Annotated in this window: 24 protein-coding genes; 22 read left to right on the top strand and 2 right to left on the bottom strand. The window is 64.6% G+C overall.

Annotated elements, in window-relative coordinates; translation table 11 throughout:
- The gene (locus LB518_RS05520) at positions 1-786 is read left to right on the top strand and encodes a class II aldolase/adducin family protein (protein WP_224573989.1); all 786 of its coding nucleotides are present in this window, start codon (positions 1-3) and stop codon (positions 784-786) included.
- An 85-nt stretch (positions 787-871) separates the two neighbouring features.
- Positions 872-1,597 carry a GntR family transcriptional regulator gene (locus LB518_RS05515; RefSeq protein ID WP_224573987.1) on the top strand — a complete coding sequence of 242 codons (726 nt, stop codon included), beginning with the start codon at positions 872-874 and terminating at the stop codon, positions 1,595-1,597.
- Between the two features lie 17 nt (positions 1,598-1,614).
- On the opposite strand, the gene LB518_RS05510 is transcribed toward LB518_RS05515, so the two are convergent.
- The gene (locus tag LB518_RS05510) at positions 1,615-2,385 is read right to left on the bottom strand and encodes an alpha/beta fold hydrolase (protein ID WP_224573985.1); all 771 of its coding nucleotides are present in this window, start codon (positions 2,383-2,385) and stop codon (positions 1,615-1,617) included.
- A gap of 234 nt (positions 2,386-2,619) precedes the next feature.
- On the opposite strand from LB518_RS05510, the gene LB518_RS05505 reads away from it, so the two are divergent.
- The 12 genes from LB518_RS05505 (at position 2,620) to LB518_RS05450 (ending at position 13,512) form a co-directional block, all read left to right on the top strand.
- Complete coding sequence (locus tag LB518_RS05505; RefSeq protein ID WP_502845779.1) at positions 2,620-3,057, top strand: PPC domain-containing DNA-binding protein; 438 nt, start codon at positions 2,620-2,622, stop codon at positions 3,055-3,057.
- A 21-nt stretch (positions 3,058-3,078) separates the two neighbouring features.
- The gene (locus LB518_RS05500; RefSeq protein ID WP_224573982.1) at positions 3,079-3,651 is read left to right on the top strand and encodes an ECF transporter S component; all 573 of its coding nucleotides are present in this window, start codon (positions 3,079-3,081) and stop codon (positions 3,649-3,651) included.
- Positions 3,652-3,655: 4 nt separating this feature from the next.
- Complete coding sequence (locus LB518_RS05495) at positions 3,656-4,450, top strand: energy-coupling factor transporter transmembrane component T family protein (protein ID WP_224573979.1); 795 nt, start codon at positions 3,656-3,658, stop codon at positions 4,448-4,450.
- Entirely contained in the window at positions 4,438-5,289 is an 852-nt protein-coding gene (locus tag LB518_RS05490) for an energy-coupling factor ABC transporter ATP-binding protein (protein ID WP_224573976.1), read from the top strand. The genes LB518_RS05495 and LB518_RS05490 overlap by 13 nt, the downstream gene beginning before the upstream one ends.
- On the top strand, positions 5,276-6,079 hold the full coding sequence (locus LB518_RS05485; protein ID WP_224573974.1) for an energy-coupling factor ABC transporter ATP-binding protein: 804 nt from the start codon (positions 5,276-5,278) through the stop codon (positions 6,077-6,079). The genes LB518_RS05490 and LB518_RS05485 overlap by 14 nt, the downstream gene beginning before the upstream one ends.
- Before the next feature lie 164 nt (positions 6,080-6,243).
- Positions 6,244-7,722: a 4-hydroxyphenylacetate 3-hydroxylase family protein gene (locus LB518_RS05480; protein ID WP_224573971.1), complete on the top strand. Its 1,479-nt coding sequence runs from the start codon at positions 6,244-6,246 to the stop codon at positions 7,720-7,722.
- Positions 7,723-7,727: 5 nt separating this feature from the next.
- Positions 7,728-8,930, top strand: a complete 1,203-nt coding sequence (locus LB518_RS05475; RefSeq protein WP_224573970.1) for an amidase — start codon at positions 7,728-7,730, stop codon at positions 8,928-8,930.
- Entirely contained in the window at positions 8,930-9,850 is a 921-nt protein-coding gene (locus LB518_RS05470; RefSeq protein ID WP_224573966.1) for a polysaccharide deacetylase family protein, read from the top strand. Before LB518_RS05475 ends, LB518_RS05470 begins: the two co-directional genes overlap by 1 nt.
- Positions 9,847-11,352 carry an amidohydrolase family protein gene (locus LB518_RS05465; RefSeq protein ID WP_224573962.1) on the top strand — a complete coding sequence of 502 codons (1,506 nt, stop codon included), beginning with the start codon at positions 9,847-9,849 and terminating at the stop codon, positions 11,350-11,352. Before LB518_RS05470 ends, LB518_RS05465 begins: the two co-directional genes overlap by 4 nt.
- Positions 11,349-11,843: a flavin reductase family protein gene (locus LB518_RS05460; RefSeq protein ID WP_224573960.1), complete on the top strand. Its 495-nt coding sequence runs from the start codon at positions 11,349-11,351 to the stop codon at positions 11,841-11,843. The genes LB518_RS05465 and LB518_RS05460 overlap by 4 nt, the downstream gene beginning before the upstream one ends.
- A 5-nt stretch (positions 11,844-11,848) precedes the next feature.
- Positions 11,849-12,586, top strand: coding sequence for a maleate cis-trans isomerase family protein (locus LB518_RS05455; RefSeq protein ID WP_224573958.1), 738 nt, complete (start codon positions 11,849-11,851; stop codon positions 12,584-12,586).
- 29 nt (positions 12,587-12,615) lie between these two features.
- Positions 12,616-13,512 (top strand): polysaccharide deacetylase family protein, encoded by an 897-nt coding sequence (locus LB518_RS05450; protein ID WP_224573956.1) that lies wholly within the window; start codon positions 12,616-12,618, stop codon positions 13,510-13,512.
- Positions 13,513-13,557: 45 nt separating this feature from the next.
- On the opposite strand, the gene LB518_RS05445 is transcribed toward LB518_RS05450, so the two are convergent.
- Positions 13,558-13,950: a GFA family protein gene (locus LB518_RS05445; protein ID WP_224574341.1), complete on the bottom strand. Its 393-nt coding sequence runs from the start codon at positions 13,948-13,950 to the stop codon at positions 13,558-13,560.
- A gap of 122 nt (positions 13,951-14,072) precedes the next feature.
- Between LB518_RS05445 and LB518_RS05440 the strand changes: the two genes are divergently transcribed.
- The 8 genes from LB518_RS05440 to LB518_RS05405 all read left to right on the top strand — a co-directional run bounded on the left by LB518_RS05440 (position 14,073) and on the right by LB518_RS05405 (position 22,588).
- On the top strand, positions 14,073-14,315 hold the full coding sequence (locus LB518_RS05440) for a hypothetical protein (RefSeq protein WP_224573953.1): 243 nt from the start codon (positions 14,073-14,075) through the stop codon (positions 14,313-14,315).
- Complete coding sequence (locus LB518_RS05435) at positions 14,312-15,304, top strand: CobW family GTP-binding protein (protein ID WP_224573951.1); 993 nt, start codon at positions 14,312-14,314, stop codon at positions 15,302-15,304. The genes LB518_RS05440 and LB518_RS05435 overlap by 4 nt, the downstream gene beginning before the upstream one ends.
- A gap of 232 nt (positions 15,305-15,536) precedes the next feature.
- Positions 15,537-16,985 carry a SidA/IucD/PvdA family monooxygenase gene (locus tag LB518_RS05430; protein WP_224573949.1) on the top strand — a complete coding sequence of 483 codons (1,449 nt, stop codon included), beginning with the start codon at positions 15,537-15,539 and terminating at the stop codon, positions 16,983-16,985.
- An 18-nt stretch (positions 16,986-17,003) separates the two neighbouring features.
- A complete protein-coding gene (locus LB518_RS05425) occupies positions 17,004-18,029 on the top strand; it encodes a hypothetical protein (protein WP_224573947.1) in 1,026 nt (341 codons plus the stop codon).
- Between the two features lie 2 nt (positions 18,030-18,031).
- The gene (locus LB518_RS05420; RefSeq protein WP_224573945.1) at positions 18,032-19,006 is read left to right on the top strand and encodes a substrate-binding domain-containing protein; all 975 of its coding nucleotides are present in this window, start codon (positions 18,032-18,034) and stop codon (positions 19,004-19,006) included.
- A gap of 13 nt (positions 19,007-19,019) precedes the next feature.
- Positions 19,020-19,985, top strand: coding sequence for an AraC-like ligand-binding domain-containing protein (locus LB518_RS05415; RefSeq protein ID WP_224573933.1), 966 nt, complete (start codon positions 19,020-19,022; stop codon positions 19,983-19,985).
- 105 nt (positions 19,986-20,090) lie between these two features.
- Positions 20,091-21,470, top strand: a complete 1,380-nt coding sequence (locus LB518_RS05410) for an aminotransferase (protein WP_224573931.1) — start codon at positions 20,091-20,093, stop codon at positions 21,468-21,470.
- The gene (locus tag LB518_RS05405; RefSeq protein WP_224573929.1) at positions 21,467-22,588 is read left to right on the top strand and encodes a histone deacetylase-like amidohydrolase; all 1,122 of its coding nucleotides are present in this window, start codon (positions 21,467-21,469) and stop codon (positions 22,586-22,588) included. The genes LB518_RS05410 and LB518_RS05405 overlap by 4 nt, the downstream gene beginning before the upstream one ends.
- The last annotated feature ends 6 nt before the right edge of the window (positions 22,589-22,594 follow it).

Here is a 22,594-nt window from a genome sequence, read left to right as displayed (position 1 = left end):
ATGGCGTTTCCGACCAATATGGATCCAGCGCTCGAAGTGGCCCCGACAAGCGAGGCGGCGCTCAGGATCCAGCTCGCCGCCTGCTTCCGCCTCGTCGCCCATTTCGGCATGGACGACCTCATCTACAACCACATCTCCGTCCGTCTCCCCGGCCCGGAACACCATTTCCTCATCAATCCTTACGGCCTGCTCTTTTCGGAGATCGACGCGTCGTCCTTCGTCAAGATCGATCTCGACGGCAACAAGGTCGAGCCGAGCGAGCTTGAGGTGAACCAGGCCGGCTTCATCATTCACAGTGCCATCCATTCCGGCCGCGAAGATGCGCTCTGCGTGCTGCACACCCATTCGGAAGCAGCGACCGCCATCTCGGCGCTTGAGGAGGGACTGCTGCCTCTCAGCCAGTTCGCCATGCGCTATCAGGGGCATATGGGACTGCACGACTATGAGGGCGTTGCCATCGACACCGACGAACGCCAGCGCCTCATCAACGATATCGGTCCGCACAACACGCTGGTGCTTCGCAACCACGGCGTGCTCACCGTCGGCCAGACGATCCAGGAGGCCTTCATCCTGATGTATTATTTCGAAAAGGCGGCGCGCGTGCAGTTGCTCGCTCAAGGCGCCGTTGCCGGCGGGGCGCATTTTGCCGTTCCGGCGGCGGAGGTCACCGACAAGGCGGCGCGGCAGTTCAACGATCATCACGGCGATATCCGCGCGCCCGGATCGCGCGAATGGCCGGCCTTCATCCGCCTTCTGGACCGGATCGATCCTTCCTATCGAAATTGAGCCGAATCGGCCGGTTGGATGCACAATCGGCTTCCTATGGTCGAATGGCCGTTTCAAGCGGTCCTGCACACGGTGACGGATAATCATGACAGCGCGAGACGCCATCGCGGCCAGCGATCCAGACGAGGCTGCCCCCCTTCGCGGACGCGGCAGCACGCTTTCCGAGGATCTTCGGTCAGCGCTCGAGGAGATGATCGTCTCCGGCCAGCTGCAGCCTGGGACGCGCCTTGACGAAGCTGAGATCGCGGCCCGGTTCAAGGTGTCGCGGACACCGGTGCGCGAGGCGCTCAAGGCCCTGATCGCCACAGGCCTTGTCGAGGTGAAGAGCCGCCAGGGCGTCACCGTCGCGACGATCTCGATCCCGATCCTGCTCGAAATGTTCGAGATGATGGCAGCGCTCGAGGGCCTTTGCGCCAAGCTGGCTGCGCGGCGCGCCACGACATCGGAAAAAGCCAATCTGCGCGCCATCCATGGCCGCCTGATCGAGGCGCTGGACGCGAGCGAGCCCGAGCGTTTCTATGCCATCAACCACGCCTTTCACGATGCGCTCTACGACGCGGCCCATACGCACTTTCTCGCCGGCCAGACCCGCCAGCTACGGCGCCGGGTCGCCGCCTATCGCCGCCATGTCACCCATCAGCCCGGCCGGATGGCAGCGACGATCGGCGAACATGCCCGTATTCTCGAGGCCATCGAGCACGCCGATGCCGAAGGCGCGTTCCGCGCAGCCAGCGAGCATGTCAACCTGCTCGGCGACGACATGGCAGACTTCATCTCCTCGCTGCCGCCGGCCCTGACGCAGGCGTCCTGATCCTGGGGGACATACGTTCAGGCGAGACGCTCCTTGAGAACATCCGACAGCAACGCATTGAATTCGCTTGGGTTCTCCAGCATCGGGAAATGACCCACGCCTTCCATCAGGCGAAGATCGATCCCGGCAAGTTCGATGAGTTCGTTGCGCCTGGCGAGAACTGCTGAGTTGATCGTCGTCACCGGCAAACTGCAGAGGCTCCAGCGGGGCCGGATGTCCCATGAGAGCAGCGCCTCAAGCGCACTGAGCGCAGCTTGCGGGTCTGTTGCCGCCATGGCGCTGCCGATCCAATCGATAAGGTCCGGGTCGGTGCTCTCCCCGGTGATCGCCGCGATCATGCCGCGCATCGTGCTCGCGAAATCGGAGCCGAACACCGCCTGCCGTTCCGAGATCTCGTAGCTCGGCCGCCCTGCATAGAACGCCGCCTCCGTGAACGTATCGACACCGATCAGTCCTCGGCACCGCGAACCGAGCCGAAGCGCGGACTCGAGCGCTACGGCGCCGCCCATCGAATGCCCGACCAGAATCACTTGGTCGGCACCAGTCCAGTCGGCGACCGCCGCGACATCGGCGCCGTACTGAGCCATAGACCAGCGGCCCGACGGGCGAAGCCGGTTGGCCCGTCCATGCCCCGGCAGATCGAGGGTCACGACACGAAAGTCGCGCGCGAAATACTCCGTCTGCCGGTCCCAGAAGGCCGCGCTGCAACTCCAGCCATGAACCAGGATGACGACCGGCCCAGCATTGCCATGCACCGTAACGGGGATAGCCGCACCGTCCCCCGCCATGACGACTGCGGAGACCACTTTTTCAGAAGGAGGCGCCACTGAGGCACCTGCGTTGCGCGACAGCCCAGCCAATTACTGATCCCATGGACACGAGCTTATGCCCTCACCTTCTCCGGATCATGCTCAAAGCGACAGCACGCGGAGACTGCTATTTCCGCACGCAGCGGCCTTGACCATGCTTATGCGGAGAATGAATAGTTGCATACAGAAACCGCATCTGCGTGGACATCAGATATGACAGCAGTCTCCTCGCCCCGCCCTCTCATGAGTAGCGGACGGTTCTTCGCGATGCGCCTGAAACCCGGCGAGGATGTGCTCGATGCGCTGCAAGCCTTCGTCGCGGCAAACGATCTGAAGGCGGTCGGCATCGTCACCAGCGTCGGCAGCCTGACGCACGCCATGATCCGCTATGCCGCGCGCCCGGTCGGAGCATTGCGCGAGGGGCTGTTCGAGATCGTGTCGCTGATCGGGACCATCGAGCCGACGGGCTGCCACGTCCATATCTCCTGCTCGGACGAGAATGGCGACATGTTCGGCGGCCACATGCTGTCCGGATGCCTGGTGCGCACGACTTGCGAACTCGTGTTGGTCGAACTGACCGACATGGCCTTCAGCCGCGAATATTGCCCGCTTTCAACCTGGGACGAGCTCGTCGTCTCCCCTCGGTCCTGACAGCCTTTTGAGGAGCAGACCATGAAGTTCGACACGCGAACATTGATTCTGATGGCGGCCGCGGTGGTCATCAACATCATCGGCGGCCAGATCGCCCATTTTCTGAAGCTCCCGCTCTACCTCGACTCCATTGGGACGATCCTGGTTGCGATCCTCGGCGGACCGCTGGCAGGCGGCATCACCGGCCTGGTCACCAATCTCGTCTGGGGCCTGATCCTCAATCCCGTGGCCGCGGCCTTTGCGCCGGTGGCCCTGGTGATCGGCGTCGTCGCCGGATTGCTCGCCCGCGCCGGCTGGTTCCGGACCTGGTGGCAGGCAACGATCTCCGGCGCCATCGTCGCCGTGCCAAGCACGATCGTGGCGGTTCCGATCATCGTCTACATGTTTGGCGGCGTCACTGGCGGCGGCCCCGATTTTGCTGCAGCCTATCTTCTGGCAGTCGGGCAATCACTGGTGCAGTCCGTGGCATTCTCCAACCTTGGCATCAACATCATCGACAAGGCGGTCACCGCGCTCATCGCCTGGATCGTCGCAAGCCGCTTGCCGCTGCGTCTGACGAGCAATTTCGGCTTCTTCGAACATTCGAGGGTGTGAGGCGGTGGCAAGCGGGAGCAAACAGGAAGCCGGTAAGCAGAGTCTTCTCTTCACGCCCGGCGAAAGTCTGCTCCACAAGGCCAATCCGCTGACATCGCTGGTCATCATGCTCTGGATGATCTCGGCCGCCGCGGTTCTCCCAACGGCCGGGACAGCGATCCTCGTATTGGCGGCCATCACGGTGTCGATGGCGACGGGCGTCGGAAAGCGGTCGGTCAAGCGGCTGCTTCTCACCATGACGCCCATCGGCGTCGCGCTGATCGTCGTGCATGGACTGCTCATCGAGCGACCCGACGAGACGAATATCGGCTTTATCGCCGTCAGTCCTGACGGCCTCGACTATGCGCTGAAGGTGTTCATGCGGGTCGCGGCGATGCTGATGGCGACGCTGCTCTTCGTGACGACGACGCATCCATCCGAGATGCTGAAGGCGCTTGACCAGCGCGGCGTGCCTCCCGGCGTCGGCTATCTCGTCGCAAGCCCGCTGCTGCTGATCGAGCCGTTCTCGGATCGCGCCAAGGCCATTCGCGATGCGCAACGCGTGCGCGGGCTCGACCTCACCGGTTCGTGGAAGGCACGGATCACCGCGCTGCCGGTCCTCCTGATGCCCCTGATCACGCTGGCGCTTTCGGATCTAGACCAGCGCGCGTCGATCCTTTCGGGCAGGGCTTTTCGCGCCTATCCCCGGCGCACCGTGATCAACGCGCCGCACGACTCGACCTTTCAGGTCTGGTTCCGGCGCATTCTCCTCGCCATCGCCATTCTCCAACTTGGGATCCCGCTGCTGTGGCGCTTCTAGAAGTCCACGATCTCGTCTTCCTCTTCCCGCGCGCGAAAACGGCAGTGCTCGACGGTGTCTCGCTTTCGGTCGAGCGCGGCGAGCGGGTCGCGATCCTTGCGCCTAACGCCGGTGGCAAGACGACCCTTGCCCGCTGGCTGGCCGGATTGCTGCCGGACGGCGTGCTGAAGGCCGAGCGGGGCCATGTCAGCATGGACGGCAAGGACTGGACGGAGTGGCACATCGCCGAACGATCCGCTGCCATCCAGTATGTCGGCCAGGTGCCGTCGCAGCAGATGACCGGCTGCGCGTTTACGGTGTTCGAGGAGATTGCCTTCGGGCCCTGCAATCTCGCGCTACCCGAGGCGGAAATCCGTGCCCGGGTCGACGAAGCGATGACGGTCTGCAACCTGCGCCATCTCGTCGACCGCGATCCGTTCACCCTCTCTGGCGGAGAGCAGCAGCGGCTCTCGATCGCCGCGGCGCTGGCCATGAAGCCGCGCGTGCTCGTTCTCGACGAACCGACCTCCAATCTCGATCCAGAATCGCGTGATGACTTGCTGGCGCAGCTCGAACTTCTGCCGGGCGAGCTGACGATCGTCGTGCTTGAAGTCGCGCTTCGGCCGTCCCTGGCGCTCGCCGACCGCTTTCTGCTGCTCGATGGTGGCCGGATCGCGGCCGATGGATCAGCGCTCGATGTCCTGACGCATCCACGCTGCATCGAGACACTCGGCATGACCGCGATCACCGAGGCGGCCTGGCGCATTCAGGGCGCTGGGGGCTGGGAGAGCGGGCGACCGCTTCCGCTGACGCTGGACGACGCGCTCCAGACCTTGAAGGTACCCGATGCTGTCCGTTGACGACGTCACCTTTTCCTATGTCGCGGGCGCGCCCGTGCTGGCCGATATCGATTTCAAGGTCGCAGCCGGCGAGGTCGTGGCCATCGTCGGTCGCAACGGTGCCGGCAAGAGCACACTGCTCCGCCTGCTGAACGGGCTGTATCAACCGGAGACAGGCGCCATCATCGTCGCCGGCAACGCGACTTCGGATACGCCGGTGCACGTCCTCGCCCGCTCGATCGGCACGGTGTTCCAGGCGCCGGAGCAGCAGATCTTCAATCCGCGCGTCCGTGACGAGATCGCCTTCGGTCCGAAACAGCTGGGGCTCACCGGCGCGGCCCTGGAGGCCCGGGTCGCCGAGGTGCTGGAGCGCATCGGACTTTTAGCCGAGGCCGACGCCCATCCGCTCGACATCGACCAGTCGGCGCGGCGCATGGTGGCGATTGGCTCGGTGCTCGCCATGCAGCCGCCGATCCTGCTGCTGGACGAGGCGCAGCGCGGGCTCGACAAGGCCGCGATCAACCGGCTTTCCACCATCATCGAAACCGAGAAGGCGCGCGGGACAGCCGTCATCCTCGTCTGCCACGACATGGATTTCGTCGCCCGCCAGGCTGACCGGGTGCTGGGGCTGGCGGGCGGCCGGCTTGCCGCTGACTTGCCGACCGAAGCATTCTTCACCGATGCAGAACTGACGGCCTCGATCGGCGTCGAGGTGCCGGACGTGCTCGCACTCTCGGCGGCGCTCGGACTGCCGCCAGCATTGACGCCGGCAGCTTTCGCCGAGGCCTTTATGGCGCGCGAGCAGGCTTGACGCCGCGTGTCCTGCCCGAATAACTTTTGCAATGCAGCATCGAACCCGAGAACGGGAGGTGCCGCAGTGATCGCGACATCAAGAGAGTTCGTTTCAATTCGTCCCCCGATTGCGAAGGGCATGAAGCCTGGCGTCGGCATCCAGCTTGGAAAGCAGGATCCGCCATGGTGAAAGACGGCAAGCAGCATCTCGCCAGCCTTCGCGACAGCCGCACGATCTATATCGACGGGCGCAAGGTTGCCGACGTGACCACAGACCCGGCCTTCGCGAATGCCGTCGCGACGTCGGCCGCGTTCTACGACTACCAGGCCGCGCCCGAGAATATCGAGGCGATGACCTTCCGCTCGCCGACCTCTGGCGACCAGGTCAGCCGCGCCTGGCACCTGCCGCGCAATCATCGCGAACTGGTCGAACGGCGCGAGGCGCTGACGCGCTGGGCCGAAATGACCTGCGGCATGGTCGGCCGTTCGCCCGATCATGTCGCTTCGACGCTGGCCGGCTTCCGCATGGGGCTGCCAGCCTTCCGCGACTATGATCCGGCGCGGGCTGGCGCGGTCGAATCCTATTTCGACTATGCGCGCGATAACGACCTTTACCTCTCCTACGTCATCATCAATCCGCAGTCGGACAAGGCGAAGTCGGCCAGCGGGCAGCCGGACGCGCATCTCGTGGCGTCGGTCGTCGACGAGGACGCAGGCGGCATCACCATCCGCGGCGCCAAGATGCTGGCGACCAGCGGCATTATGGCCAACGAGATCATGGTCTCGGGCTTCAACGCCCTGCAGGCCGGCGATGAAGCCTATGCGTTCACGGCGGTGCTACCGATCGGCGCCAAGGGCCTGACGCTGATGTCGCGCCGCAGCTACGAGCAGGCGGCGACGTCGGAGTTTGACTACCCGCTGTCGGCCCGCTTCGACGAGAACGACGCCGTGGTCTATTTCGACGACGTGAAGATCCCGTGGGATCACGTCTTCGTCTACAAGGACCTCAAGATGGCGCAGGCGCAGTGGCACGACAGCCGCGCGCATGTGATGCAGAACTACCAGTGCATGATCCGCCTGATGGTGAAGCTGAAATTCCTGCTCGGCATCACGCGCAAGATCGCTGAGACCAACAACATCATCAACTATCCGCAGGTCCGTGAAACGCTGGGTCTCGTCGCGGCCAAGGTCAACAATATCGAGGCGCTCGTCGTCGCGATGGAGGCGGCGGGCGAGCATTTCAATGGCTATTACGTCCCGAACCGAACGATCCTCTGCACCGCGCAGGTGATCGCACAGACCACCTATCCCGAAGTGGTCGAGGCGCTGCGGACGCTTTCAGGCGGCGGCATGATCATGGTGCCCTCCTCCTATGCCGATTTCGAGACGCCGGAGACACGCGCGATCATCGAGAAGACACAGCGCTCCATCGTCACCAATTCCGAAGGGCGCGTGAAGCTGATGAAGCTCGCCTGGGACGCCGTGGGCTCGGAATTCGGCTCGCGGCACCTGCAATATGAGATGTTCTATTCCGGCCCGACCTTTGTGACGCGTGGCAACTCGTTCCGCTTCTTCGACTGGGATGGCGTCAAGGGCGCGGTCGACGGTTTCATGGAGACCTATGGCCTGCCGGCCCCCGGTCTCCGTTCGGCCGCGGAATGAGCGTCATGGACCTCGCGGAAACGCCGTCCCGGGAGATGATCGCGCATCTCGCATTCGTTGATCATGGCCGGGACAGCCTTCAGCTTGCGAGCGACGGTCCGCTCGCTGGGCTCGACTTTGCGGTGAAGGACCTCATCGACGTCGCCGGCTATCGCTCAGGCTGGGGCAATCCCGACCGTCTGCGCGATACGCCACCGGCAATCGCCACGGCGCCGGCCGTGCTGGTGCCGCTGATGGCCGGCGCGCGCATGGCCGGCAAGACCGCGACCGACGAACTTGCCTGCGGCATGTTCGGGATGAACCCGCATTTCGGCATCCCGATCAACCCGGCGGCGCCGGATCGTGTGCCTGGCGGCTCATCGAGCGGCTCTGCCTCGGCCGTCGCGGCGGGGCTTGCCGATTTCGCGCTCGGCTCCGACACCGGCGGATCGATCCGCGTACCGGCGAGCTTCTGCGGCCTTTATGGGCTGCGCACGACGCATGGTCGCGTCTCTGTCGCCGGCGTGATGCCGATGGCGCCGAGCTTCGATACCATCGGCTGGTTGACGCGCGACATCGCCATGATGAAACGGGTCAGCGCCTGCTATTTCGGCACCATTGAGCCTGCGGCGGCGCCTCGGCTGATGATTGCCCGCGATGCCTTCGATATCCCCGAGCATGGCATCGGCGCGGCGCTGCTGCCGATCGCGAAGGGGCTCGGCGTCTCCACCGAAATCACGCTCTATGAGGAGGGTGTCCAGTTCTGGCTAGAGACGTTCCGTCCGCTGCAACTGCACGATCTCTACGCGACGCTCGGCGCCTTTGCGGCAGAGCCGGGCCGGCGGCTGTCGCAGGCCGTCGCCGAACGGTTTGCGCTCGCCGCAACGGTCAAGGCTGAGGCCGTCGCCGCAGCAATGCCCCGCCGCGAGGCCTTGACCGACCGGCTCCTCGCCCTGCTCGGCGATGACGGCATCATCATCCTGCCGACGGTGCATGACCTCCCGCCGTTGCGCGATGCGCCCGTATCAGCGCAGATCGCCTTCCGCGAAAAGACGCTGGCGCTGACAGCCGTCGCCAGCCTGACGCGACTGCCACAGCTCGCCATACCCGCCACGACATTCGAGGGCTGCCCGATCGGCCTGTCGCTGATCGGCGGACCGCGCAGCGAGAAACGGTTGATCGCTTTTGCCGAAACCATGGGCGACCTCACACGCAAGGCTGGCGTGTGATGCCCATCGCAGACGGCATCCGTGACTTCGTCGGCTATGGCCGAACGCCGCCCGATCCACACTGGCCCGGCGGCGCGAAGCTTGCGCTCGTCGTCGTGCTGAATGTCGAAGAGGGAGCCGAGCCATCGATCCCAGACGGCGACGAGGCCAGCGAGGCCGCGCTGACCGACGCCATCCCGGGCGAAGTCGGCGGCGGGCGCCGCGACTTCGTGGCCGAGACGCTGTTCGAATATGGATCGCGCGTCGGGTTCTGGCGGCTCACGGACCTCTTCGCAGCCCGTGGCGTGCCGCTCACAATCAATGCCTGCGCGGCTGCGCTCCGCCGCAACAGCGAGATTGCTGCCGCGATCCGGGAGGGCGGGCTCGATCTTTGCTGCCATGGCGATCGCTTCGTCCGCCATTACCGCATGGATGAAGCCGAGGAGCGCACCGCGATCGCCGCCGCCTATAGCGGCATCGTCGACCTGATCGGACGGCCGCCGCTCGGCTGGCAGAGCCGCTATTCGTCCAGCGAGGCGACGCGCGCGCTGCTCGTCGAGCATGGCGGGTTTCTCTATGATTCAGACAGCTATGCGGACGACCTGCCCTATTGGGTGACGCTCGGCGGCGCGCCGCACCTCGTCGTTCCGCACTCCTTCACACATAACGACAATCGCCTTGCGACAGCCAAGCTCGGCACCGCCGAAGATTTCTACAATCACCTCGCGAGCGCCTTCCGCGTGCTGCATGCCGAAAGCGCGCGGCGCCCGCGCATGATGACGGTGAGCCTGCACAGCCGCATATCCGGCCAGCCCTCACGCTTCGAGGCGATGCAGCGCTTTCTTGATCTGGTCGCCAGCCATGCCGATGTTTGGTGTGCCGGTCGCTCAGAGGTCGCCCGGCACTGGATCGCCACGCATCCGGCCGAGGCGACGTCATGACAATGATGGTCATCACAGGCGGGCTCGTCGCCGATCTTGCAACGGGAACGGCGACGGCGCGCGACCTTTTGATCGATGACGGCCGTATCACCGCGATCGAGCCGCCCGGCCACATCGAGGCCGTCGATTGCTTGGTTCACGATGCCACGGACAGGCTGATCCTACCGGGCTTCGTCAACAGCCATACCCACGGCCATGCCAACCTCGTCAAGGGCGTCGCCGACCGCTGGACGCTTGAAGTCTCACTCACCAATGGCCCCTGGATGGGCGGCGCGCGCGACGCGGAGACGATGTATCTCTCGACGCTGATCGGCGCCGTGGACATGCTGTCGAAAGGCTGCACCGCCTGTTTCGACCTTGTCTACGAATTCCCACGCCCGACCGTGGCGGGCTTCATGGCAGTAGCGCGGGCCTATGCTGACTCTGGCATTAAGGCCGCGCTCGCGCCGATGGTCGCCGACAAGACGCTGTTTACGGCCATTCCAGGCCTGACTGAGTCTCTCCCGCCGGACCTTCGCGAGACGGTCGGCCGCTTCGCGCTCGGCAATGGCGAGGGGACGCTCGAAGCGGTCGAGGCCATCATCGCCGAACGGGCAAACCTGCCGCCCGGCATTTCATTGGCACTCGCACCGACCATTCCGCATCACTGCTCGGAAGGCTTTCTGCTCCGACATGCTGACCTGGCCGAACGGCATGGCCTGCCACTTCATATGCATGTCGCGGAATCAAGACTGCAGGCCACTGTCGCGCGTGATCTCTGGGGCCAATCGCCCGTGGCCTATCTCGCGGAGCGCGGCGTGCTCGGGCCGCATTTCATCGCGGCACACGCGGTCTGGCTCGACGGCGCCGATCTCGACCTGCTGGCGAGCCATGGTTGCCGCGTCGCTCATATCCCGGCCTCGAATTTCCGCCTTGGGGCCGGCGTCGCGCATGTGCGGCCCATGCTCGAACGAGGCATCGGTGTCGGCCTCGCGACGGACGGCGCCAATTCCTCGGACGCGCTCTCGATGACGCAAGCGATCCGCCTCGCCTCTTATGCCTCGCGCATGTTCCACGCGCCGCGCGAGAGCTGGCTTGGCGCCGCGGAAACGCTCCGCCTCGCCACGGAAGGCGGCGCCGATCTGCTCGGCCTGCCGCGCTCCGGCCGGATCGAGGTCGGGGCATCGGCCGATCTCGCCTTCTTCGACCTTGGCCACATCGATTTCCTGCCGCTTGTCGACCCGCTCAACCAGGTTGTAACGGCGGCCGATTCCGGTGCGATCAGCGATGTCATGGTCGATGGCCGTTTTGCGCTGCGGGACCGTCAACTCACACGGGTCGATCTGGCCAGCTTGCGCACCCGTGCGACCGAAGCCGTCGCCCGGCTTGGCCACAGCCTCGCCGAAGCGCGCGCGATCGCGGGGCGGCTCGAACCCCATGTCGTCGCCTTCGCGCGCAGCCAGCGCAACAAGCCGCTGCCCATCAATCGTTTCCTGTCCGTCGAAGGGGAAATCCAGTCATGACCAGCCCTGTCGACCCGACGGACTTCCGCCGCGCCTGTTCGTTCTTTCCCACCGGAGTCGCCGTCGTCACGACGCATCACGGCGACGTCTTTGCAGGGATGACGATCAACTCCTTTGCTTCCGTCTCCCTTCAGCCACCGCTGGTGCTTTGGAGCATCCGGGAGAATGCCCGCTCGCGCGCGATTTTCGAGGGCGCCGGCCGTTTTGCCGTCAACGTGCTCTCGAGCGAGCAGATGGACGAGGCGCGCCATTTCTCGAAGCACACGCTGGAGGCGTTCGACGGCGAACCGATGGCGATTTCGGAGCGTGGCCTGCCGCTGCTTCCCGGCGCTCTTGTTCATCTCGAATGCGAGACGCGAGCGATCCATGATGGCGGCGATCACCGCATCATGGTCGGCGAAGTCGTCGCTCTGTCCGCCCGCGAGGGCGACCCGCTGATCTTCTTCAACGGCCGCCTCTCGGCCGGCTTTCACGCCTTCGAAAAGAGCTGATTTTCATGAGCATCGCGCGCATCGGCCATATAACGCCCTCCTCCAACACGCACCTCGAGCCGCTTACCTATGCGATGAACCGCGCGCTCGATGGGCAGCTCGCGCATCATTTCTCGCGCATCCGCGTCACCCATCTGGCGCTCGAGGCCGCCTCGGACGCCCAGTTCCGGCTCGAGACGATGCTCACCGGCGCCCGGCTGCTGGCCGACGCGCCGCTGACCGGCATCATCTGGAATGGCACCTCGGCGAGCTGGCGCGGGCTCGAGAACGATATCGCGCTCTGCGAGGCGATCACCCGCGAGACGGGCCTGCCCGCCTCGACCTCGACGCTCGCCTTCTACCGCGCGTTTCGAACCTTCGGCTGGAAGAGCGTAGCGCTCGCCGTTCCCTATACCGAGGACATCACCCGGGACATCGCAAACGAATATACGCGTCAGGGCTTTCCAGTCACCGGCTCGGCCTCACTGGGCATCCGCGAGAATGTCGACATCGGTGCCGCGCCTGCCGACGAGATCCGCAGGGTGCTTTGTTCGGCGGCCGCAAGCGGACCGGACTGCATTGCCGTCGTGTGCACCAACTTCAACGCCACTGAACTCGTCGAGGAAATGGAAGCCGAACTTGGCATTCCCATCGTCGATTCCATCGCCGTCACATTCTGGGAGGCCTGCAGGCTTGCAGGAATTTCAGCCCCCGTGGCCGGCTGGGGCAAGCTCCTTGCATCGGAAGCTGCGGCTTCGGCCTGAAGATGGAAAATGACTGAAAGAGGGAAGTGATGGCCAAGGAAATCTTCGTCGCCTACGGTATCGATGTCGACGCTGTCGCCGGCTGGCTGGGCTCCTATGGCGGCGAGGACAGTCCCTGCGACATTTCTCGCGGCGTCTTTGCCGGTGAAGTGGGCACGCCGCGTCTTTTGAAGCTGTTCGATCGCTTCGGCATCAAGACAACCTGGTTCATTCCCGGCCATTCGATCGAGACCTTCCCCGACGAGATGGCGGCGGTCGCGGCGGCCGGGCACGAAATCGGCATGCATGGCTACAGCCATGAGAACCCGCTGATGATGACGCGCGACCAGGAGGCCGCCGTTCTCGACAAGTCGATCGCGCTCATCGAGAAGCTGCAGGGTCGCAAACCTTCAGGCTATGTCGCGCCGTGGTGGGAGTTCTCCAACACGACGATCGAGATGCTGATCGATCGCGGCATCATCTACGACCACTCGCTGATGCATAACGACTTCTTCCCCTACTATGCCCGTACTGGGGAAAGCTGGTCGAAGATCGACTACGGCAAGCCGGCCGAGACCTGGATGACGCCTATGAACCGCGGCACGGAGACGCCGCTCGTCGAAATTCCGGCGTCCTGGTATATCGACGACCTGCCGCCGATGATGTTCATGAAGGCCGCGCCGAACAGCCACGGCTTCGTCAATCCGCGCGATATCGAAGAGCTTTGGCGCGACCAGTTTGACTGGGTCTATCGCGAATACGACTATGCCGTGTTCACCATCACCATTCACCCAGACGTTTCCGGCCGCCCGCAGGTTCTCATGATGCATGAGCGCCTGTTCGGCCATATGACGAAGCACCCGGGCGTCAAGTTCGTCACCTTCGAGGATATCGCCAAGGACTTCCTTGTGCGCCATCCCAAGGGAACGCCTGGCCCGAAGCCGTAGGCGGCCGGTTCAGCAGAGCGGCTGCATGCGCAGCGGGCATGCGACCTACTCCTCGGTTCGGCCCGAGGTCTCGCGGTCGCGTTCATATCGCCTTGCCAGCGGAAAGGGCGGCAACCAGGACTCGCGGCGGATGGTCCAGCTTTCGTAAGTGGGCTGCATCTGGTCTGGAGCATCCAGTGAGCCGAGATTGATCTCGATTTCGTCGTCGGTGCGGGCATAGACCGACGAACCGCAGCGGGGACAAAAGAAACGGCCGGCATAAGATCGCGTTTCGCCCTCGACTGTCACCGCGTGTTCAGGAAAGATCGCCGAGGCGTGAAAAAGGGCGCCGTGAAATTTGCGGCAGTCGAGGCAGTGACAGATGCCGACCCTATAGGGACGGCCCGAAACGACGAAACGGACATCGCCGCACAGGCATCCACCGTCGAATTGTTCCACGATGCGTTTCCTTTGCTTTTCGCTAGACAGGATATCGTCAACCGGCAACCCGCTCGAGGGTTTCCCATAACCTCCCGGGGTAAAGTCCTTCGATGTGCGGCCTCTGCGGAATCTTCACCGAAATGCACTGGACGGCCGCGCCTGTATCGACAGCCCGCCCCGGTCTCGGTCGAACCCAGCTTGCGGCGGCCGCCGCCGAAATTGCAGCGGAATCCGGCGTGCGCATCGCCGTCTGGGGTCAGGGGTTCCGTGTGATCGGGCCGACTGGACGCACCGAGATCGTGGCTGATCTCGCAGCGCTCTGGCGCGCCATCGATCGGCTCGGCCGGGCGCAGCCGGATCCGCTCGGCGAGCCCCGGCGATGAACGAACCCATCGCAGTCGATATTCTCACCGGTTTTCTCGGCAGCGGGAAGACAAGCATGATCCGGCGGCTGGTCGAGGGGCGTGCGCTTCGCGAGACCGCGATCCTCGTCAACGAATTCGCAGACCTGCCCGTCGATGGCCAGTTGATCGGGCTTTCCGGGGCCTCCGCCTCCGTCATCGGCGACCGCTGCCTCTGCTGCGTCACCGACGGCAATCTGCGCGCCGCCATCGTCGCGCTGATCGAGGGGCAGGCGGACGGGAGGACGCCGTCGTTCCGCCGCATCCTGATCGAGACGTCCGGCATCGCCGATCCGACTCCGCTGATCGCGACGCTTGCGACCGATCCCATCCTCAAGGCTCGCGTCCGACTCGGCCGCGTCGTGACACTGATCGATCTTTGCCACGGCGCAGCGACGCTCGACGAATCCGCCGAGGCCATGGCGCAACTCATCGCCGCCGATATCGTCCTCTTGACCAAGGCCGAGCTTGCCGAGGCCGGAGCGGCTGAGCGCCTCGCCGACCGTATCGGCGCGATCAACCCGATCGCCCGCACTTTCGCGGCCGGAGGTTTTGATCCGTTCGATCGCGCACTCCTGCCGGATCAGGCCCTGCCGCCCCGAGCCGCCCGCTCGTTCACGGCGACGGCGGCAACGCCGATCCATGATCGGATCGCCGCATCCGTGCTGACAACAGACGCGCCTGTCGCCTGGGCGCGCTTCGCCGCCTGGCTGTCGCTGCTGCTGCATCGGCATGGCGACACGATCCTGCGGGTCAAGGGATCTGTCGGTATCGAGACGGCCGACGGGTCCATCGGCGTGGTGGTCCAGTCGGTGCGACATGTCGTGCATAAGCCCGAGCATGTACCGGCCGACCCCGACGCACCTCGAACCGCGCTGGTGGTCATCGCGCGCGGCCTCGATCACGAACGGCTGGTCGCCTCGTTTCATCGTCATGTGACGGCTGACAAAGGCGTCGATATCGCTCAGTGAGGGTCGGTCGATTGATCCATGGGCAGCCGATGCACAGCGTTTCGGCAGCAGACCGATAGCCCCGTCCGGTATCTGGCCGCCATCGGTTGGTATGCGGATTGCTTGGAAGAGTTTCGTCCGATCGACCGGAAAACCGGATCGGGCATTCCCGAACAAATAGCCCGGCGCGCAGCGCCGCGAAGTCGTCCGTCTGGCGCAAGCCCATGGTGCGGACGAGTCTGGAGTGCGTCGCATGACGATGAACTGCCTCGACGACTTGGCGAAGCGAGTCCGCTTCGAGCTCGATTGCGTCGCCTATCCGGCGCGTGAATGGGTGGCGCCGCGTTCGCGGGATGGCGAGGCGGTACTGGACGTGCTCATCGTTGGCGGCGGCCAGAACGCCCTCTCCCTCGCTTTCCGGCTGCTCCGCGAGCGCGTCACCAATATCCGCGTGCTGGACCGGAGCCCGGCCGGCGAGGCCGGGCCATGGATTACCTATGCCCGCATGCAGACGCTGCGGACGCCGAAGCATGTTTCGGGTCCGGAACTCGGCCTGCCAAGCCTCTCCATCCGCGCCTGGTATGAGGCGAAATTCGGGGCAGAGGCCTGGGCCGGCATCGGCAAGATCCCGCGCCAGCATTGGCACGACTATCTTCGCTGGTTGCAGGCCATGGCCGGGATCGACGTCACCAACGACGCCGCGGTGACCGATATCGAGCCGCTGGCGGACGACCTCTTCGCCGTCCACTCCGTGATCGCCGGCAAGCCGGAGCGGCTGCTGGCGCGGCATGTCGTGCTCGCAACCGGCATCGAGGGCGCGGGGCAATGGCAGGTGCCTGCCATGATCGCGGATGCCTTACCCAGGGAGCGCTATGCCCACACGTCAGAACCGATCGATTTTGCCGCGCTGAACGGCCAGCGCGTTGCCGTCATCGGCGCCGGGGCCTCGGCCTTCGATAACGCCGCGATGGCGCTCGAAGGCGGGGCGCGCGCCGTCGACCTCTTCGCGCGGCGGAAGTCGCTGCCGAAGGTGAACCCGAACCGCTACATCGAAACCACTGGCTATATCCGCCATTTCGCCGACCTCGACGACACCCTGAAATGGCGCTTCATGCGCCGTTATTTCGCGCTCAACCAGCCGCCGCCGCAGGATACGTTCGAGCGCTGCGCCCGTTTCGACGCCTTCGACCTCCATCTCGGCAGCCCGCTTGAGAGCGTTTCGTTTGATGACCGGAGCGTTCGCCTCGGCACACCCGGCGGCGTGTTCGACTACGATTTTCTGATCGTCGGCACGGGCTTCGTCATCGATTTGAGCCTGCGGCCTGAGCTTGCGCGCTTTGCAGACAAGATCGCCCGGTGGTCGGATCGCCATCAACCGCCGGAAGGCGACGAAAGCCCGACGCTCGGGGCCTATCCCTATCTCTCGGGCGCGTTCCAGTTCACTGAGAAGGAACCGGGCACAGCGCCCTTTCTGGCGCGGCTCTACTGCCATTCCTTTGGCGCCATGATGAGCCTCGGCGCGACTGCCGGCATCTCTCAGCTCAAATTCTCCACCGAACGCATCGCCTTTGGCATCACGCGCCAGCTCTTCCGCGACGATGCAGAAGCCTTCATCGCTGGTCTCGATCAGTATGACGAGGTCGAACTCGACATCTCCGCCTTCGAAGCGCGGCGCGCCGCCCGCGCTGCGAAGGTCGCCTAAAAGGACGAATAAAAGCGAATGGTCACCGTCACCGACCGCGCCCAGCGCATCACTGAATCCGCCGAGAAGATCGAAAGCCCGTTCGTCCTCGATCCGACGCTCTGTCTCTACAGCCCGCAGGACAATGTCGACAGTCTGACCCATCCGCGCATCGCAGCCTGGCTCGACTTTATCAGAGACCACTACGAACCGGAGCTGCCGGCTGCGAAGCGCAAGGTGCTGCTCTTCATGCCCTGCACGAAGACCAAGCCCTATCCCTTTTCATCCGAGCACAAGGCGATCAACCAGCGTCTGGCCGATAGCGGCTTCCGCCCGACGGCACGGCATGCCCTGCCGCAGGAGCTGCAGGCGCGGCTCGAACCGGAATTCTCGCAGGACGTCCTCAATCTCTCGCCGCTGATCGACGATGCCGGCACGCTGATCCACCGGATGGTGATCTCCGAGCCGATGGGCGTCGTGCCCTATGAACACATCATCGACTATCCCGGCGGCGCCTCGCCGGCCACGGCTTATGACGACCCCGGACTCTTCGAAAAGCGCGGCAATGCCGTGTCGCCCTGGCGCCCGGATTCGACGGCTGTTGCCATTTCCAAGACGCGCTGGAAATGGGGCGATGAGGAGCGCCGACACTATGCCCTGATGCATAACGCCATGGCCGAGGCGGTTGCGGTCGTCGTCGGGCGCATCGGGCATCACTATGACGACGTCGTCTCCTGGGTCGCGCCGGGCCTGACGCATCGGAGCTTTGTCATCGGCAAAGGAGAACGCGCCGCCAACAATGTGCCCGCGACCCGCAAGGTCGCCTCCGGCCGCGTCGACCTCATCGGCGCCAACGATCATCTGGGCGGAGGCGCCGCCATCGTCTGCCTGCCGACGCTCGACCAGTGCAAGGACGCCATCGACCGTCTGTCGGCCCGGCTCGGTATCGACACGGTTCAGGCGACCGGCATTTACGCCCGCGGCGGCGCGAACGCGACGCCGCTCGCGCTTCCCGAATTGCTCGACGTGCTCGTCGCGCGGCTACGCGACTACAAGGACCATTGAGAATGACGCTCCTGAAACTCACCATCGGCGCCAGCGACAGCGACCGTACCCGGCCTATCGCCAATCGCGAGGTCACGATTGCCGGGGTCGATCCCGACGTGACGCTGATGGGCGTGCAGGCGCTGTTCAACAAGCAGCTCGGCTCGCATCATTTTGACGCCTGTGAATTTCCGCTCGCCACCTATCTGCGCACGCTGGAGCGGCCAGATCGGCCCTATCTCGCGGTGCCGATCTTTCCCTCGCGCCATTTCCGCTTTTCGAGCGTGTTCATCAACAAGGCGAGCGGCATCGAGAAGCCGGCCGACATGGCCGGCAAGCGGATCGGCCTGATGGTGTTCGACATGGCCGCCGCCGTCTGGCAGCGTGGCTTCTTCGAAGAACACTACGGCCTCGACCGTACCGCGCCAATCTACGTTACCGGCGGGCTGGAAGCGCCGCGCGCCGGCGACGAGCATCCGCAGGTCTATCCCGCGCAATTCAAGGTTGAGCGAACCGACAAGCCGCTCGCTCAGATGCTGGCGAGCGGCGAGATCGACGCGCTCTACACGGCTCGCGCGCCAAGCACATGGCCGTCGGCCAGCGTAGGGCGGCTGTTCGAGGACCCGAAGACGGCCGAACTCGATTATTTCCGCAAGACCGGCATCTTTCCGCCGATGCACATCCTCGCGGTCAAGCGGCCGATCGCGGAGGCCAACCCTGGCCTCACCAAGGCTCTGTTCGATGCTTTTGCGGAAGCGCAGACCGTGGCACGGGCGAAGCTGTTCGATCAGGTGGCGCTGTCGACCATGCTGCCCTGGGCGCTCGAATCCCTGCTTGAAGCCGAACGCGAGCTCGGGACTGACTATTGGCCGGTTGGGTTTGCCAAGAACCGTGCGATGCTGGAGGTCATCATCCGTTATCTGAACGAGGACGGGCTGATCTCGACCGCTTTCAGGCCGGAAGACCTGTTCGATGGCGCGGATATTCTGGCCACCTGAGAAGGAGCATGCGATGACGGTTTCGGGCTTCGGCTGGCGCGATCTCTCGACCGACGCCGTTCCGGCTGCCGAGAGGCTCGACTACTGGCGGGAGGCGACCAACAGCCTCTTCCCGCCGACGCAGCTTCGCCGCGACGGCTTCGAGGGTTTCTATGGCCATGTCGCCTGGCTCAGCCTCGGAGAGGTCACGATCGCCGATATCGTCTCGACCAGTCTCGATGTCGTGCGCAGCGAGCGCGAGATCCATTCGGGCGATGATCGCTGGTATGAACTGACGATCCAGATCGACGGCGAATGCGCCTTCTCGCAGGATGGCCGCGATATCGTGACCGGCCCGCGATCGATGGTTCTCTATGACAGCCGCCGGCCCTACCAGATGCGCTTCCGCGGGCCATACCGGCAGGTTTCACTGAAGGTGCCGCGCGCGGCACTGCGCGAACGCGTGCCCTCCGTCGACCGGCTGGTGGCGCTGCATCTTGCTGCCGACCGCATTCCAGGCCGCTTCATCTACGATCTCGCCAGCGGGCTCTGCGAGCGGCCAAACGACATTCCCGCCACGCTGTCGAGCCGGCTGGAGCAGCATGTGCTGGAACTGACGGCAACGGCATTGATGGATGTCGGAAGCGGCGAAGCCATTTCGGTCTCCCGCGTTTCGCAGCTCGACCGGATCAAGGCCTATATTCTCGCTCATCTCGACAATGCCGACCTGTCGCCGCGCGATATCGCGGCGGCGCATGGCATCTCGCTGCGGCGGCTCTATGAACTCTTCGAGGGTGAGGAACAGCAGGTTGCCCGCTTCGTGCAGGCCCAGCGGCTTGACCGGATCCGCCGCGAGCTGGCCGATCCGCTGATGCGCGGCCTCCCGATCAACACCATCGCTCTTCGCCGCGGCTTCAAGGACTTCTCGCATTTCAGCCGGGCCTTCCGGCGCCAATTCGGCGTCGCACCGGGCGCCTTTCGCGCAACCTCGACGCACTGAGCGGAGAGGCGCACGCATCGCCATGCTTTTGCGCCAGCACAGCACTTTCGCCCTAGCGGCCCAGACCGCCTAATGCGCTCCTGAAGATGCGAGGAGCAGACGAACATGGCCTACCGGGAAATGGACACGCAGGGCTGGCAGGTGCTGGACCGCGCCCATTATCTGCACCCTTTCACGGACCATGCTGGCCTCCGGCAGGGCGGCGCACGCGTCGCCGTGCGTGGCGAGGGCATCTATGTCTGGGATACCGAGGGCACGCGGATCATCGACGGGCTCTCGGGTCTCGGCAATGTCAATATCGGCTATGGCCGGCGCGAACTGGTGCAGGTGGCGGCCGAGCAGATGCTCGAGCTTTCATACTGCCAGTCCTTCTTCAAGACGACGCACCGCTCGGCGGTTCTGCTCGCCGAGAAGCTGACCTCGATGCTGCCTGACAGCCTCAACCACGTCTTCTTCCAGTCATCCGGCTCCGAGGCCAACGAGACGGCGATCCGCCTCACTCGCCATTATTGGGACCTCGCCGGCCAGCCACAGAAACGGATGATCATCGGGCGCGAGCTCGCCTATCACGGCTCGACGCATATGGCGGCGAGCCTTTCCGGCATTCCGCCAATGTACGGTGCTGGCGGCGATATCCCGATGCCGAGCGTCACCCATATCAAGACCGCCTATCAGTATCGCAACGGCTTCGGCATGGACCCGGCCGAGTTCGGCGTGCTCGCCGCAAGCTGGCTTGAGGACAAGATCCTCGAACTCGGCCCCGACAACGTGGCGGCCTTCATCTCCGAGCCGGCCCAGAGCGCCGGCGGCGCGCTTTGCCCGCCCGAGACCTACTGGCCCGAGATCCAGCGCATCTGCAAGAAATACGACGTTCTGCTGATCCTCGACGAGGTCGTGATGGGCTTCGGCCGGACCGGCCACTGGTTCGGGCATCGCCGCTATGGGATCGAGCCTGATATCCTGCAGCTCGGCAAGGCAATCACCTCTGGCTACCTGCCGCTCTCGGCTACCGTGATCTCTGACCGCATCGCTGATCTCCTCATCGACAAGGGCGGCGAGTGGGCGCATGGCTACACTTATTCCGGCCATCCGACCTGCTGTGCCGTTGCGCTGGAAAACATCCGCATCCTCGACGAGGAGAAGCTGGTGGAGAATGCCGGCGCGACGCTGGCGCCCTATTTCAAGACGAAGCTCGATGCGTTCATCGAACATCCGTTGATCGGCGACGTCCGTTCGGTCGGCCTGATGGGCGGGCTGGAGATCGTGCAGAACAAGGCGACGCGCGAAGCATTCCCATATGAGGCGCATATTGGCGATTTCTGCGCCGCTGAGGGCCTGAAGCGCGGCCTAGCCTTCCGGGCCAATGGCGACACCATGAGCCTCATGCCGCCGCTCGTCACAACGATCGAGCAGTTCGACACGATCTTCGACATCGCCCGCGAAGCACTCGACGCAACCGCCAAGCATTTCGGCGTGGCGGCATGACCAAGCCGACCGGCCTCGTCTGGCATGAGCTGCTGATGTGGCACGATACGCATGCGCTGGCCGGCTTCATGCAAGCCGGCCGGGGCGTGATCGAGCCCGACGAGCCGTCAGAAAGCGCAGCAGGCAAGCGGCGGATCAAGAACCTGTTGGATGTCGCGGGACTGACCGAGCAGTTGCATCTCATCAAGCCGCGGCCGGCGCGAGAGGAAGAACTGCGCCGCGTTCACCATGCCGACTATATCGCGCGGCTGCAGGCGATGAGCGATGCCGATGGCGGCGACGCGGCCCTCGGCGATCCAGTCGGCGTGACACCCTTCGGGCCCGGTGGCTACGAGATCGCTGCCCTGGCAGCGGGAGGCATCCTCGAAGCCGTCGACGCGATCGTCGAGGGCCGCGTCGCCAATGCCTATGCGCTGTTGCGGCCGCCCGGCCACCATGCCGAAGCGGCCCGTGGCTTCGGCTTCTGCATCTTCAATCACGGCGCCCTCGCTGCGCGCCACGCGCAGCTGGCGCATGGCCTCAGACGCGTCGCGATCCTCGACTGGGACGTCCATCACGGGAACGGCGCGCAATCGATCTTCTGGACCGATCCGAGCGTCCTGACGATCTCAATCCACCAGGACAATTGCTATCCGCCACGGTCGGGACTGATCGACGAGTTTGGCGCGGGACCGGGCGCCGGGTTCAATCTCAACGTGCCGCTGCCGCCCGGCTCCGGCAGCGGCGCCTATCTCGCCGCCATGGACCGCGTCATCCTGCCGAGGCTGAGGGCCTTCGCGCCGGACATGATCATCATCGCGTCGGGCCTCGATGCTGGCGCCTATGATCCGCAGGGGCGCATGATGCTCGGCGGCAGCGCGTTCGCCGCGATGACGCGGCGTGTCATGGACGTTGCAGACGATTATTGCGACGGGCGTCTTTTGCTGACCCATGAGGGCGGCTATCACCGGCCCTCGGTTCCGTTCCTTGGCCTGGCCATCATAGAGACACTGTCCGGCCTCAAGGGCAGCGTCGAAGACCCCTTCGAGCCAATCATCGCCGGCATGACCGGCCAAGACCTGCAGCCGCATCAGGACGCCGCGATCCGCAGTGTCGAGGCGCGGCTTGCGGGCCACTGAGAAAGA

The sequence above is a fragment of the Mesorhizobium sp. BR1-1-16 genome (assembly GCF_020165495.1).
GTDB lineage: Bacteria > Pseudomonadota > Alphaproteobacteria > Rhizobiales > Kaistiaceae > Kaistia.
This window is presented reverse-complemented; position numbering and strand designations above follow the sequence as displayed.